Source organism: Intrasporangium sp., from assembly GCF_040414665.1.
Classification (GTDB): domain Bacteria; phylum Actinomycetota; class Actinomycetes; order Actinomycetales; family Dermatophilaceae; genus Intrasporangium.
Genome location: NZ_JBEDUL010000020.1, coordinates 1 through 14,137 on the forward strand (window position 1 = coordinate 1; position 14,137 = coordinate 14,137).

At 70.0% G+C, this 14,137-nt stretch carries 10 protein-coding genes and 1 tRNA gene; 1 reads left to right on the forward strand and 10 read right to left on the reverse strand.

Annotated elements, in window-relative coordinates; all coding sequences use genetic code 11:
• Window positions 1–40: 40 nt before the first annotated feature.
• Window positions 41–127, forward strand: a tRNA-Leu gene (locus tag ABF401_RS02415).
• On the opposite strand, the gene hydA is transcribed toward ABF401_RS02415, so the two are convergent.
• The 10 genes from hydA to ABF401_RS02465 form a co-directional block, all read right to left on the reverse strand.
• The gene (gene hydA, locus ABF401_RS02420) at window positions 106–1,542 is read right to left on the reverse strand and encodes a dihydropyrimidinase (RefSeq protein WP_353507937.1); all 1,437 of its coding nucleotides are present in this window, start codon (window positions 1,540–1,542) and stop codon (window positions 106–108) included. The genes ABF401_RS02415 and hydA overlap by 22 nt on opposite strands.
• Window positions 1,543–1,568: 26 nt before the next feature.
• A complete protein-coding gene (locus ABF401_RS02425; protein ID WP_353507938.1) occupies window positions 1,569–4,481 on the reverse strand; it encodes a molybdopterin-dependent oxidoreductase in 2,913 nt (970 codons plus the stop codon).
• Window positions 4,478–5,200 (reverse strand): FAD binding domain-containing protein, encoded by a 723-nt coding sequence (locus ABF401_RS02430; protein WP_353507939.1) that lies wholly within the window; start codon window positions 5,198–5,200, stop codon window positions 4,478–4,480. Before ABF401_RS02430 ends, ABF401_RS02425 begins: the two co-directional genes overlap by 4 nt.
• Window positions 5,201–5,261: 61 nt before the next feature.
• Window positions 5,262–6,239 carry an ornithine carbamoyltransferase gene (locus tag ABF401_RS02435; RefSeq protein ID WP_353507940.1) on the reverse strand — a complete coding sequence of 326 codons (978 nt, stop codon included), beginning with the start codon at window positions 6,237–6,239 and terminating at the stop codon, window positions 5,262–5,264.
• A gap of 14 nt (window positions 6,240–6,253) precedes the next feature.
• Entirely contained in the window at window positions 6,254–7,207 is a 954-nt protein-coding gene (pyrB, locus tag ABF401_RS02440; RefSeq protein WP_353507941.1) for an aspartate carbamoyltransferase, read from the reverse strand.
• 15 nt (window positions 7,208–7,222) lie between these two features.
• A complete protein-coding gene (locus tag ABF401_RS02445) occupies window positions 7,223–8,209 on the reverse strand; it encodes an LLM class flavin-dependent oxidoreductase (protein WP_353507942.1) in 987 nt (328 codons plus the stop codon).
• Complete coding sequence (locus ABF401_RS02450; protein ID WP_353507943.1) at window positions 8,206–9,564, reverse strand: amidohydrolase family protein; 1,359 nt, start codon at window positions 9,562–9,564, stop codon at window positions 8,206–8,208. Before ABF401_RS02450 ends, ABF401_RS02445 begins: the two co-directional genes overlap by 4 nt.
• 90 nt (window positions 9,565–9,654) lie before the next feature.
• Window positions 9,655–11,010 carry a pyridoxal-phosphate dependent enzyme gene (locus ABF401_RS02455; RefSeq protein WP_353507944.1) on the reverse strand — a complete coding sequence of 452 codons (1,356 nt, stop codon included), beginning with the start codon at window positions 11,008–11,010 and terminating at the stop codon, window positions 9,655–9,657.
• Window positions 11,007–12,494, reverse strand: coding sequence for a pyridoxal-phosphate dependent enzyme (locus ABF401_RS02460; RefSeq protein ID WP_353507945.1), 1,488 nt, complete (start codon window positions 12,492–12,494; stop codon window positions 11,007–11,009). The genes ABF401_RS02455 and ABF401_RS02460 overlap by 4 nt, the downstream gene beginning before the upstream one ends.
• A 28-nt stretch (window positions 12,495–12,522) precedes the next feature.
• On the reverse strand, window positions 12,523–13,893 hold the full coding sequence (locus ABF401_RS02465) for an 8-oxoguanine deaminase (protein ID WP_353507946.1): 1,371 nt from the start codon (window positions 13,891–13,893) through the stop codon (window positions 12,523–12,525).
• Window positions 13,894–14,137: the final 244 nt, after the last annotated feature.

Below are 14,137 nucleotides of genomic sequence, written 5' to 3' on the forward strand. Positions count from 1 at the left end.
AGTTCCCAGACGTGCGTCGGGACCGCTTGCACATCACCTTGTCGGGGTGGCGGAATGGCAGACGCGCTAGCTTGAGGTGCTAGTGCCCTTAACGGGCGTGGGGGTTCAAGTCCCCCCCTCGACACCAGTTGGCCCCCGAGTCCCTGCGGGAAAAGGGATCGGGGGCCGCGTGCTGTCCGTGGAACGCCGGATGAACCGCCCCCAGCCCGGCTGGGCTTCTGCCGGCTCGCCATCCCTGGCGACGACCCGGCCCCGGCTGAGCGTGACGACCGGCCAGCCGGTCACCACGACTCCCTCGTAGGGGCTTCGGTCGCCCCGCGAATGCAGCTCGGACGAGTCGAGGCGCCGGGTGGCAGAGGGGTCGAACACGACGAGGTCCGCATCGAGACCGGGACGGATCGACCCCTTGCAGCCGGCCAGGCCGAAGAGTCGCGCCGGTGCGGTCGAGGTGCAGTCAACCCAACGCTCGAGGGACAGGTGGCCACGGCGGACGCCCTGGTACACGAGCGAGAGCCGGGTCTCGACGCCGCTCAGCCCGCCGGGGATCTGGGTGAAGGTGCTCGCCCCGGTCCCCGACGTGCCACGGCGGCGATCCTCGATGGTGAAGGGGCAGTGGTCCGTGGCGACGACCTCGACTTCGCCAGTCCCCAAGGCTGCCCACAGCGCCGCGCGGTCTGGGGCTGCGCGCAGGGGTGGCGCGCACACGAAGTCCCGGTCTCCGGCCAGCAGGCGGGACGCATCCAGGTGGAGGTAGTGGGGGCAGGTCTCGGCGCGCACCATGGCGCCACTCGACCGGGCCGCGCGGATGGCCCAGAGCCCGGCTTCGCTCGACAGGTGGACGACGTAGAGCTCGGCCGCGGCGTCCCGCGCCAGCTCCGCGGCCCGCCTGATGGCGGCGGCCTCCACGGACGGCGGTCGCACGGACGGAATGGCGTCCGGTCCGGTTCGTCCGTCGGCGATCGCCGACGCGGTGAGGGCCTCGATCGCCGCACCGTCCTCTGCATGGGCACAGACGCGCATGCCCGTCGGCCGGGAGGCAGCGAGCGCCCGCGCAAGCGTGTCGTCATCCACCATGAGGCGATCCGGGTAAGCGAGGTAGAGCTTGACGCTCGTGATGCCGCGAGCGACGAACTCCGCGAAGCGTGCGGCGGCCCCCTCGACCGTTTGCGGGAGCTCGATCACCGTCAGGTGGAACGCGTAGTCGACAACGGCCCTCTCCCGTGCTCGGTCGTGCCAGGTGGCGATCGCCTGCTGCCAGGGCTCCCTGCCCGCGCCGGCATAGTCGACGACGCAGGTCGTCCCTCCACACGCCGCCGCGATGGTCCCCGACTCGAAGTCGTCGGCCGAGGTCACCGCGCCGACGGGGAGGGCGAAGTGCGTGTGAACGTCGATGCCACCCGGGATGACGAAGGCGCCGCCGGCCTCGATGACCCGGGCCCCGTGATGCGTCAGTTCCGGCCCCACGGCGACGATGCGGCCATCGCCGACCAGCACGTCAGCGCGGCGGGGACCGGTGGCCTCGACGACGGTCCCACCTCGCACGAGGAGAGCGTCGGACATCCTGGCGCTCACGGGTGGAGCGCTCGCCACACGCGTTCGGGCGTCAGCGGTAGCTCGTTGATACCGACCCCGGTGGCATCGAGGATCGCGTTCCGGACGGCAGGAGCGACGCCGTCGATGGCGATCTCCCCCACCGACTTGGCACCGAACGGGCCACTTGGCTCCATCGTCTGGACGAGGTAGACCTCGGTCGGCGGCGTGTCGTCGCTCCGGAAGATCCAGTAGGGCCCGAACTGGGGGTTGACCGCCCTGCCGGCCTCGTCCAGGACGAGCTCCTCCGTCAGTCCGTAGCCGAGCGCCTGCACCATGGCACCCTCGACCTGGCCGCTGGCCGTGGTCGGATTGATGGCGACACCGCAGTCCACCGCCATGACCAGCTTGGTGACCGTCACCTGACCGGTCTCGACGTCGACCTCGACCTCGGCCGTCTGGGCGGCGAAGGGCGGCGGCGACTCATCGGAGACGTGCGACGCGGTCGCCATGATCTGCTCCTGGTCCTCGACATGGAGGCTGTGCAGGGCGACCTCCTCGAGCGAGACGGACCGTCCGTCCGGTGCCCAGGCCTTGCGCTCGCGCAGGTCGACCTCGGTGGCGGACTCGAGACCGAGCAACCGGGCAGCGCGCAGCACGATCCGATCGCGCACCGTCTCGGAGGCTCGCTTGACGGCCATTCCCGAGATGAAGGTGGTGCTGTCGGCGTAGGCTCCGACGTCGAACGGGGTCAGGTCGGTGTCAGCCGCATAGACGATGACATCGTCGGCGCCCACCCCGAGCACCTCGGCCGCGATCTGGGCCAAGACGGTGTCGGCTCCGGTGCCGAGGTCGGTTGCCCCGACGAGGAGGTTGAACGACCCGTCGTCGTTCAGCTTGATCGATGCTCCGCCCATGTCGAGGTTCGGGATCGCCGTGGCCTGCATGCACAGGGCAAAGCCGAGGCCGCGCCGGATGCCCGGACGGTCCGGTGGACGCCGCCACGCGGCGTCGTCGCGCCGGCCCCAGCCGATGGCGCGGGTGGCCTGGGCGACGCACTCGTCCGTGGCGCAGCTCGTCACTCGAGGCATGGCCTCCGGCGCCGACTCCGTCGCCCCACGCTCGCCCAGGGCTGGCAGGATGTCGAGCGGGTCGCCGGTCCGCACCCAGTTCTTCCGGCGCAGCTCGACCGGGTCCATGCCGAGTCCCCGTGCGATGTCGTCCAGGTGGGACTCCAGGGCGAAGAGCGCCTGGGGGGCGCCGTAGCCGCGGAAGGCGCCCGCGACGGGGCGGTTCGTGTAGACCACGTCGGCGGTGTACCGCTTTGCGGGGCAGTTGTACTGGGACAGCCCGCGCTGTCCGGTGACCGACTGGACGGTGAAGCCATGGGTGGCGTAGGGGCCGGTGTTGCCGATGACCCGGAGGTCCTGGGCGCGGAGCCGGCCCTCGGTGTCCACCGCGGTGCGGAAGGTGAGGGTCTGCGCATGCCGGATCCGCGAGGACACGAACTCCTCCTCGCGGGTCAGCTCGAGCCGCACTGGACGGCGGGAGGCCAGCACGAGGTGTCCGACGATGTCCTCGAGGAGCATCTCCTGCTTGCCCCCGAACCCGCCGCCGATGCGCGGCTTGACGACCCGGATGCGCTTGATCGGCAGCCCAAGGAGCGGGGCGACCATGCGCCGGACGTGGAAGGGGACCTGCGTCGAGCTGCGCAGGACGAGGCGCTCGTCCTCGTCGAGCCAGCCCATGGTCACGTGGGGCTCGATCGGGCAGTGGTGCTGCTGCTGGACGTGGAACGTGCCCTCGAAGACGTGATCGGCCTCGGCGAACGCCGCGTCGAGACGGTCGTCCGGCACCGTCTGCCCGGTGATGTGGTGGCTCAGGTTGCGGCTGGCGTCGTGGATCCCCTCGGTGTCGGGCTCGTCGTGGATCACGGGCGCACCCGGCAGGATCGCCTCACGCTCGTCGAAGACGGCTGGGAGCGCCTCGTAGGCCACCGTGATGAGCCCGCAGGCCCGTTCGGCCAGCTCCGGCGTCTCGGCCGCCACCGCCGCAACGCGGTCGCCGACGTGGCGGACCTTCTCGTCGAAGCTCACCTGGTCCCACGGCCGCGGGTTGGGCCAGCTCTGTCCCCCCGACGCGTACTTGACCCGTTTGGTGTTGAAGGCGTGGACCACGGCATGCACGCCGGCCAGGGCCCGGGCCTCCGAGTCGTCGATGGACACGATGCGCGCGTGCGCGTGAGGGCTGCGAAGCACCTTGGCGTAGAGCATTCCGCGAGGCTCGACATCGTCGACGAAGGCGGCGTGGCCCTTCACCAGCCGGACGGCGTCCACCTTGTGCGTTGGCCGACCGACCACGGCCGTCTGCGGCACGTCCGGTGACGGGACGAGGCGGGGCACAGCGGCCGGCGCCACGGGTGCCGGTCCCGGCTCGGCGTCGCCGATGCGTTCGACGACGAAGGGCTCCATCGGTTCGGGCTGCTCGCCCCGGAGGAGCGCGGCTGCGCGGCGGACGGCATCGACCACCTTCACGTAGCCGGTCTCGCGGTCGAGGATCCCCGAGAAGGCCTCCCGGACCTGCCACTCCGAAGGATCAGGGACCCGATCGAGGAGCGCCTTGGCAGCCAGGATCATCGCCCCCGCCGAGTAGCCGGACTGGAGCGCCCCCGACTCGACGAACGCGGCCTGGATCGGGTGCAGCTCACCCGTGGCGAGGTCGAGTGACTCAACCGTCGTCACCTCGTGTCCGGCCGCCTGCGGCGCGAGCAGGACGTCGGCCGGCACGAGTCGACCGTCGACCAGGACTGCGGCCGCTCCGGTCTCGCCGGTCGCCGAGCCGTAGCGGACACTGAGGCAGCCCTGGCGGCGCAGAACGGTCATCAGTGAGTCGCCCGGGGCGCAGCTGAGCCGCCGCGCGGTGCCATTGAGCGTGAGCTCGATGTCCATCATGAGATCGCCTCCAGGGTCCGGGCGAGCAGGACCTCGACCAGGGCTCGCCGGTAGTCGCTTGCTCCGCGGAAGTCGTCGCTGGGGTGAAGCTCGGCGCCCGGCTCGATGAGCACTGGCGTGCGGTCGACCCCCGTGACGCAGACACGTCGGCCGCGTTCGGTCGCACGCGCGTGGACCGCGACGATGGCACGGTCGGCCGTTGTTCGTGCGGTGCGCGCAGCCGCAGCCCTCCCGTCCGTTCGGATCGTCACGCGCGTCACGAGAGCCCCGGTTCCAATGGGCAGGCGCGCGAGCAGCTGCTCCAAGGGGAGCGACTGGTGTCCATCCCGCGCGTGGACCTCCACCACTGCCTCGTGAACGAGCAGTGCCGCCAGCAGCTCGCTCTCCGGATGCCCGGTCGCGATGCAGCCGCCGACGGTCGCGAGCGCCCGCAGCGTGCTGGGCCGCTCGCGGCGGGCCGCCTCGCGCACTGCCTGCGGCACCTGGTCCGCGTCGACGAGGGCCTGCAGAGTGGACATGGCCCCGATCTGCAGCGCGTCCCCCGGCAATGGGGAGATGCCGTCGAGGTCCAGCGCCTGCAGGTCGACCACCTCCACCGGCAGGTCGGCCGGGCCGCGGTCGAGCCCTGTTCCGCCGGCCAGCACGACGGCTCCCGGACGCTCCAGCAGGTCGAATGCGTCCGCGATCGTCGACGGACGCCAGTAGGCCGTGACTGTCATGGGACCCAGTCGACCCGGGCAGGACCCGGACCGACTAGGGGCCAAAGGCCCTGTCCGTGAGTCACGCCATGGTCAACGCCATGACCGCCTTCTGTCCGTGGAGGCGGTTCTCGGCTTGGTCGTAGACGACACTGCGCGGGCCATCGATGACGCCGTCGGTGACCTCGACGCCCCGCTCGGCGGGAAGCGGGTGCATGTAGACCGCCTCGTCGCCGGCAGTCGCCAGCCGGAGGTCGTCGGTGATCCATGACTCGTACCGCGACACCAGGCGGGCCTCCTCGGCCGGGTCGGTCGTCGTCAGCACCGCGCCCCAGCTCTTGGCGTAGACCACATCAGTGCCCCGGATGCCCGCGTCCAAGTCGTCCAGGGCCTCGAAGGAGACGCGGCTCCGGTGAGCGTTCTCCCTTGCCTGCTCGACGAATTCCGGCTGCAGCGCGAACTCGGGAGGGTGGACGAGCCGGACATTCATACCGAAGCGCGGCAGGAGCATGATGAGGCTCTGCGGGACGCTGAGCGGCTTGGAATAGGTCCTCGCACACGCCCAGCTGACGGTGGCGGTCCGACCCCGTGGGTCCCCGAAACGCTCGATGATCGTCATCAGGTCGGCCAGGGCCTGGTGCGGGTGGAACTGGTCGCACTGCATGTTGAGGACGGGAACCCGGCTCGCCCTGGCCACCTCACGGAGGTAGGCGTTGCCGACCCCCCAGTCGACGTTCCGGATGGCGATGCCGTCGTTGTAGCGGCCGAGGATCTCGCCGATCTCCTTGGCCGTGTCGCCGTGGGCGATCTGGGTCGAGCGGCTCTCGATGAACTGGGCGTGGCCGCCGAGCTGGGCCATGCCTGCCTCGAACGAGGCTCTCGTCCGGGTGCTCGCGAAGAAGAAGAGCATCGCCAGCACCTTGTCCTGCAGGTACGGGTGAGGGCGGCCGAGCGCCCGATCCCGCTTGAGCTCGAAGGCCACGTCGAGGACCGTGTCGAGCTCGTCCCTGGTCCACTCCTGGAAGTCGATGACGTCTCGACCGCGCAGGTGCGTCTGCATGGGAGCCCTCCCTGTCACTCGATGGCCCCGAGGACCAGCGCGAGGAGGGCCATTCGGACCACGACCCCGTTGTAGGCCTCGAACCAGTAGCGGGCATGACGCGTGCTGTCCACGGCCGGCGGGAGCTCGTCCATCCGGGGCAGCGAGTGGAGGATGATCGCATCCCGCTTCGCCTTCGCTTGCAGCAGCTCCTTGGTGACCTGATAGGCCGCCGGCGTCAGTGCGTGATCCGCGGTCGGCTCGACCCGCGACTGCGTGTAGTCGGCCTGGACGACCGGCTCCATGTAGATGACGTCGGCCTCGGCAATGCAGGTGTCGACGGACTCGATCTCGCGGAAGGCGACGTTGCGCTCCTCGAGCTCCGCCTTGAACTCGGGCCGCAGCGACAGCTCGGGCGGAGCGACCACCATCGCCTCCAGGTCGAACTGGGCCATGGCGTAGAGGATCGAGTGCATGGTCCGCATCCGCATGTCGCCGACGCAGAGCACCCGCAGGCCATCGAGGGTGCCCTTGTCCTTCCAGATCGTGTAGAGGTCGGTGAGGACCTGGGTAGGGTGCTCTCCCCAGCCGTCGCCGCAGTTGAGGACCGGCACGGAGGCCCAGTGGGCGGCCTCGTGGGGCGCCCCCTGGAGGTGGTGTCTCATCGCGATCACGTCGCCGTAGAACTCGAGCATGTGCGCGGTGTCCTTCATCGACTCCTGGTAGAAGTCGCCGGCACGGGTCATCTTCGCGTCGGCGAAGCCGAGGACATGGCCGCCGAGGCGGTGCATGGCGGCCTCAGTCGCGAGGCGGGTGCGCGTGCTGGGCTGGTAGAAGGCCGTGAGGAGCGTCTTGTGCGCGAGCAGGTCGCCGTTGCGCCGGCGCTCCGCGAACGGCCGCAACCGCTCCGCGACCTCGAAGATCTGGAAGTACTCGTCTCGCTCGACGTCCTTCAGCGAGAGGATGTCTCGCCCCAGGAAGCTTCTCATCGTGCTACCTCCTCCTCAGACACCGAAGGTGTCGATCGTCAGCTGGACGTCACCGAGGGGGTACAGGACGGGGCACGTCGCTCCGGCGTCCACGTACTCGGCGACCTTGGCGCGGCACTCGTCCGGGCTGCCCGACGCGGTGAGCTGCTGTACGACGTGGTCGGGGACCAGATGCCTGGCCCGGCGGATCTCCTCGGGCCCGGCCGGCCACGTGAGGACCCTGCCGATCTGCTCGATGAGGCCGGGGTCGACTCCACTGGCCTTCATCAGGTGGGGCTGCTGCCCGAGGTACTGGGCGATCAGCTCACGCGAACGGTCAAGTGCCGCCTGCCGGTCCTGGTCGACCGAGCAGACGACGAGCTGCGGCCGGTCCACGTCGTCCACGGCTCGGCCCCGAGACTCTGCGCCCTTGCCCAGGGCGGCGAGGGCGCGGGTCGTGTAGCTGGGGGGCACCAGGTAGTTGAGGACGACACCGTCGGCCATGGCGCCGGCGAGTTCCATCATCTGCATGCCCGTTGCGCCGATGTAGATCGGCACCTGCTTGGGTGACCGGTTGCCGTGGACGATGTCGATCTCGACGTCGTCGAGGTGCACGAAATCGCCGTGGTAGGTGACCCGCTCGAGGGCGAGGAGCCGTCGTGTCGCCTCGACGCACTCTCGCATCGCGACCAGGGGCCTGCTCCTGTCGATCCCCACCTTGGTGGCGAGCGGGTCCCACCACGCCCCCAGGCCGAGCATGATTCGGCCGGGAGCGAGATCGTCGAGGGTCGAGAAGGTCGCAGCCAGCAGGCCGACGTTGCGGGTCCAGATCGGGACCACGCCGGCGCCGATCTTGATCCGGCTGGTCGCGGCGGCGTACGCGGCCATGGGCACGGTGGCCTCGCGCACGAGTCGGCTCTCCGCCTGCCAGACCGCGTCAAAGCCGCGCTCCTCGGCCCGGCGTGCGTATTCCATCCCGTCCCGGATCGGGTGGAGGTCCTGGAGGTACAGCGCCACCCTCATGTCCAGCTCCTCTCCGGGTCGAAGTCGTGCGGGGGGATCTCCGCCATCCGGGCCCACAGCCGTCCTGCCTCCCGGGCTCCTTCCCTCGCCACCTCGATTCCGTCGAGGCACGTCGACCGGCCGTTCTCGATGACGAGCTCACCGCCGACGAAGACGTCTCGGACCAGGCCGGAGGACAGGCCGAACACCCAGTGGCCCGCGAGGTTGTCGGCGCAGACTGGAGTGGGTGCCGGATAATCCAGGACGACGACGTCAGCCGGGGCGCCTGGTCGGAGCACGCCGAGCAATGGCTCCCCGTGGATGGCTCCGGCGAACCGCGCTCCCTCGGCCAGCCGGGCCAGCGGCCAGCTGGCAGGCGTCAGGACCTCGGCCTCCCTGGCCCGGAAGTAGCCGGTCTGTGACTCGGCCATGAGGTCCCCGTCGATGCCGTCGGTGCCGAGAGCCACACCACTCGTGGCGTAGGTGTAGGGCGAGAGCCCGACCGCGTTGTTCATGTTGCTGCGGGGGTTGCAGACGACCGTGGCGCCGGCCTGCCGGACGAGGTCCATCTCCGGGCCGTTGACCTGCACGCAGTGCGCGAGCAGTGCCATGCGGGTCAGGATGCCTGCGCGGTCGAGTCGTTCGAGGACACCGTGATCGCTTCGTCGGCGGGCGTCCACCTGGTCCACCTCGTCCTCAGCGACGTGGATGTGCACCCCCGACTGGAGGCTCCGGGCGGCGTCGGCCAGGGCGGCGAGTGTCTCATCCGAGAGGGTGAAGGACGCATGCGCGCCGACCATGCCCCGGGCGAGCCCGCGGGCTCGGCCGAGGAAGCGGCGGTTCTCGGCGATGGCTGCCTCAGCGCGGGCCGGTCCGTCCCTGTCGCTCACCTCGTAGCAGAGCACGCTGCGCACGCCGAGCTCGGCCAGCGCCTCTCCGATGATGTCCAGGGAGCCGTCGATGGCATTCGGCGACGAATGGTGGTCGATGATGGTCGTGGTTCCGCAACGGAGGGCGTCCAGGCCCGCCCGCAACGCCGACGCCCGAATCGCTCGTTCGTCGAGGGCGCGGTCCAGGCGCCACCAGACCTGTTGGAGGATCTGGGTGAAGGTCTGTGGCGGGGCGAGGTGATGGGGCATCCCCCGGCTCAGGGCCGAGTAGGCGTGGTGGTGGGCGCACACGTTGCCCGGCACGATGAGCGTGCCCGAACAGTCCCTTGCGGCAACGCCGGCCGGTGCCGTGCCGACGTAACCGATGCGATCGCCCACGAGGACGACGTCGGCTTCCATCACCTCCGCCGGATGGAGAGCGACGACGACGGTCGCCCCGCGTAGCGCGAGCGATGCGGCGACGTCCACGCCGCGCGCCTCCGTCATCGTCGCTCCTCCCGCCCCCTCGCTGTCCACGATGCCGGGGCGCTTCGCCACTGTCACGGGACGTTGGTCCCGCGACCTCCGCGAGGGCGGCTAACGGTCGACCCCGGTGAAGAGGACTGCTACACGGTCCCCCGCGTCGACGACACCGTCCGCCACCAACTGGAGCAGACCCGCCAAGCCCGCTGAGCCCGTGGGGTCGACGGGGAAGCCTGCTGCATGTCCGAGCTCGTGCGCCTCTGCGAGGCCTTCCTCGGTCACAACGAGGGCGCGGCCACCACTGGTCAGCATCCCCGCGACGACCGCCCGCCAGTCATAGGTCTCGTCATCGAGGATCCCGGTGGCGATGCTCTGCGGCTCGTGGTCCCAGGGCCACATGAATGCCGACCGGTGCCTCGCGGCCCGGCGCAGGACCGTGTCGACCTGGGACCGGCTCGGCGACGGCGGCAGCTCCTGTCGCACCCGTCGATGGGCTCGCTCGAGAGGGTGGCCACCGGCGGTCTGCACGGTGTGGATCCTCGGTGCTCGCCTGAGGAGCCCGAGGGCCGCGACGTCGTCCAGTCCCTGGATGCACGAGCTCGCCAACGCTCCCCCACCCACTTGGACGACGAGATGGTCGAGCTCGACCTCCTCCCGCCACAGGTCTGACCCGATCTCGTAGGCGAGGGTCGAGCCGCCTTCGATGACCAGGCCGTTCTCGCTCCCCTGACACGTGAATGGGATCGCTCCACGGGCCACCTCGGCGCGCAGGTACGCGAGCGTGGGATCGCCCGGCACACCCGGCTCCCGATCACAGCAGACGACGGCAGCACCCAGCTCTTGGATGCTCTCGATGACGCCGGCGTCGGCACCGACGGGGACGTAAACCCGGAGGCTCCGCTCCGCTGCCCGTGCGATCGCAGCCGCTGCGAGAGCAGCGTTGCCACAACTGGCAATGGCCAGGTCCGGCCGGTTGTGCGGGTCGGCCAGGCCGATGCGCTCGGCAACCTCGAGGTGGAGCAGCACCCCCATCAGGTGCCGGCCCTTGTGCGAGCCCGTGACGTTACCGGTCTCGTCCTTGACCCACACCCCACCGGCAGGCGCGAAGCCGAGCCGGTCCGACAGCAGCGGGCTCCGCCCGAAGGGCGTCGTCCGGAAACCGACCCCAGCGACTTCGGCTACCGCGTCGTCGAGGCGTCTCACGAGCTCGACGAACTCGTCCTCGCCCATCCCAGCGGCCCGTGCCCGGTGGTGGCTGTGCAGGAGCTCGCGGTAGCGGAGGAAGGGCATGCCCTGCCCTTCGGACTCGTCCGTCCGGCTCGGAAAGCCGGTGCGGTCGAGGTCGAGCAGCCGCACGACCACGTGGTCGACATCGTCGGAGTCGGCGTTGGGGCAACGAAACGGGTAGGGCGTGCGGGGATCTGGCGCGGCCCCACACGCCGAGCAGACGATGCGGCTCTCGCCCGTCACGGGACGTCCACGGCAGTGCGGCTGTTGAACTCGGTGATGAGCTCGTCCCACGCATCGAGTCGGGGTCGCAGGCCGCGCCAGAAGCTTGGCTCCCTGCGGACGACGAAGTCGTCAAGTGCGATCCCCTGCTGCTCGACCCAGGTGTAGTAACCGAGGTCGAAGATCCGGTTCCGCTCGAACGTCCCCGTCTCGAGCAGGTCGCTCGTTCCGGCCCCGAGCATCCAGCGCCCGAACACCTCGGCCGCCCTGGACTCGTCGAAACCGCCTGGGAAGTCGCGCGATCGGATCCGACGTCGTTCGCTCTCGTAGAGTTGCGCGCCATCGGTCGCCACGGTTGCCACGACGTCCCGTGGGCCGAGGTCGAGGTGCTTGGCCAGCTTGATGCTGGCGATGATGTTGCAGATGCTCGACAACCCGAAGGACGGCAGGGCCCCGATGACAGCGTCGGGCACGCCCCTCCTGTGACGCAGGTAGGCCTGACCCGTCGGGTCGTTGAAGAGCACCGAGAGCTGGTCCGTGGCGCGATCGCTGACAGCGACCACGACGTCGGTGTTGTGCACGTTGTGGATGAGCGGGATGTGCTTGTCGCCGATGCCCTGGATGTTGTGGGACCCGAAACCGTTGCGCAGCATGGTGGGGCATTCCAGGGCCTCGACAGCGACGATTCTCGCGCCGTACTCCTCCTTGAGGTAGTCGCCGGCGCCGAGCGTCCCCGCCGATCCGGACGCCGACACGAAGGCGCTCAGGGCGAGGTCAGACTGGCTCGTGCGGAGGTGCTCGAAGAGCCCGCCGAGCGCTCGCCCCGTGCACAGCCAGTGCCCCAGGTGATTCCCGAACTCGGCGAACTGGTTGATGATCACGTTGGCCGGATCGGCGGCGAGTTCGCCGCACTCCTCGTAGATCTCGTGGACGTTGCTCTCGGTGCCGGGCGTGGTGACGATGTCCTCCGGCGCGGTCACCCAGCTCCTCAGCCAGGAGAAGCGCTCCCGGCTCATGCCCTCGGGGAGCACCGCGACACCCCGGCAGTCGAGGATCCGCGAGATCGCCACCCCACCGCGGCAGAAGTTGCCGGTCGACGGCCAGACGGCACGCTGCCGGGTCGGGTCGAACTGGCCGGTGACGATGCGTGGCACGAGGCAGGCGTACGCCGCGAGAACCTTGTGGGATCGGATCATCGGGAACCGGTCACCGAAGACGACCGCGATCTGGGCTTCGACGCCGGTGAGCTGCTTCGGCAGGACGACGTGTCCGGGCACCGGGACGGCTGAGGTCCTCGACCCACCGTTGTACCAGTGAATCCGGAACAGGTTCCGCGGGTCCGCCGCATCCGGCCCGACGTCCGCCAGGTTGGCCTGGACCCGTGCGGGGATCCGGGCCGGATCCGCGAGCTCTGCCAGGGTCGGGAGCACGATGCCGCGCGTCCGGAAGTGCGCAACGGCACGCTCGAGGATGGCGCCATCGACGACATGATCCTCGAGTCCCAAGGACGACATCGTTGGCCTCCCGTCTGTCTCAGCCCAGTCCTTGCAGACGGGCAGCGATGGTGCGATGTCGGCGAAGCATGTCCTCCAGGCCCGGACATGCGAGCACTCCGTCCTCCACGACTGGTCGTCCGGCGACGACCGTGTGCCGCGCGGCCACCGGACCGCACCGGAGCCACGCCTCGACTGGGTCGGTGAGAGCCCCGGCAAACGCGATTCCGGTCAACGGCCAGCAGACGAGGTCTCCGGCGGCGCCCACCGCCAAGGTGCCGAGCTCCCCCGTTCTGCCCAGGCACGCGGCGGATCCACGGGTTGCCAGCTCCAGCACGTCTCTGGCGGTCATGCCTGCCGGGCCCTCTCGCAGATGGCCCAACAGGAGTGCCGTCCTCGCCTCGAGCCACAGCGACGCGTGGTCAGTGGACGCCGAGCCGTCGCAGCCCAGTCCGACAGGCGACCCGGCAGCGCGGAGCTCCGTGACCGGAGCCATGCCGCCGCCGCCGATGAGCATGTTCGAGGACGGGCAGTGTGCGACGCCCACCCCGGCGGCCCCGAGCCGGCTGACCTCGGCCTTGTTGGGATAGATGCAGTGGGCCACCCAGCTTCGATCCGAGAGCCACCCGACGTCCTCGAAGTGCTCGATGGTGCGTTGGCCGAACGCCTTTGCGGCAAAGCGGTCCTCGTCGGGGTCCTCCGCGAGATGGGTGTGGAGCCGCACGTCGAGCCGCTCGGCCAGCTCGGCCGTGCGCCTCATCAGGTCCGAGGAGACCGAGAACGGCGAGCACGGTGCCAGCGCGATCCGCACCATGGCCCCCCAGGACGGGTCATGGTGACGGGCGACGAGTCGTTCGCTGTCGGCGAGGATCTCGTCGTCGTCCTGGACCACCGAGTCGGGGGGGAGGCCGCCATCCTTCACAGACAGGCTCATGGAGCCTCGGGTCGGGTGGAACCGCATCCCGAGCTCCTTCGCCGCGGTGATCTCAGCCGTGATGAGATCGCCACCGTGTCGTGGATGGACGTAGAGGTGGTCGGTCGTCGTCGTGCAACCTCCAAGCGCGAGCTCGGACAGCCCGATCCACGCCGACACGTAGGCCGCCTCCTCGTCGAGCCCCGCCCAGATCGGGTAGAGCGTCGTCAGCCACCGGAACAGTGATGCGTTGAGCGCTGGCCGATGGGAGCGCGTGAGGTTCTGGTAGATGTGGTGGTGCGTGTTGACGAGCCCCGGAGTGACGAGGCAGCCTTCCGCGCGCAGCACCTTTGCCGCCGTGGGTCGCTCGTCGGCCGGACCACCCACGGTCGTCACCAGGCCGTCGCTGATCGCCACCCAGCCTCCGGCAATCTCGCGGTCGTCGGCGTCGAGCGTTGCCACGAGCTCGGCCCCGTCGATGAGCAGCTCGACGGTCACCTCTCGACCGTAACCGAGTCCCTACCACGATGTCCTGAACCCACGAGTGGTCCGGACGTGATCTGAGGAACAGCGACGGACCGGCGCATCGAAGCGCCACCCAGTGACGTGCGGGGGTCAGACCTCGATCTCGGCCAGCGCGGCTGGAAGCTCGCTGACGAGCTCCCGGGCCAGGAAACCGACCCGGCCCACGGCTGCGGTGAGCCGCTCCCCGGCGCGGCCATGGATGAACGCGCCCCAGACG

Bases quoted from the DNA above. Each gene is read 5' to 3' on its own strand.
- ABF401_RS02425 (WP_353507938.1), bottom strand. From the start codon at position 4,481: ATGATGGACATCGAGCTCACGCTCAATGGCACCGCGCGGCGGCTCAGC.
- ABF401_RS02430 (WP_353507939.1), bottom strand. From the start codon at position 5,200: ATGACAGTCACGGCCTACTGGCGTCCGTCGACGATCGCGGACGCATTC.
- ABF401_RS02435 (WP_353507940.1), bottom strand. From the start codon at position 6,239: ATGCAGACGCACCTGCGCGGTCGAGACGTCATCGACTTCCAGGAGTGG.
- pyrB (WP_353507941.1), bottom strand. From the start codon at position 7,207: ATGAGAAGCTTCCTGGGGCGAGACATCCTCTCGCTGAAGGACGTCGAG.
- ABF401_RS02445 (WP_353507942.1), bottom strand. From the start codon at position 8,209: ATGAGGGTGGCGCTGTACCTCCAGGACCTCCACCCGATCCGGGACGGG.
- ABF401_RS02450 (WP_353507943.1), bottom strand. From the start codon at position 9,564: ATGACGGAGGCGCGCGGCGTGGACGTCGCCGCATCGCTCGCGCTACGC.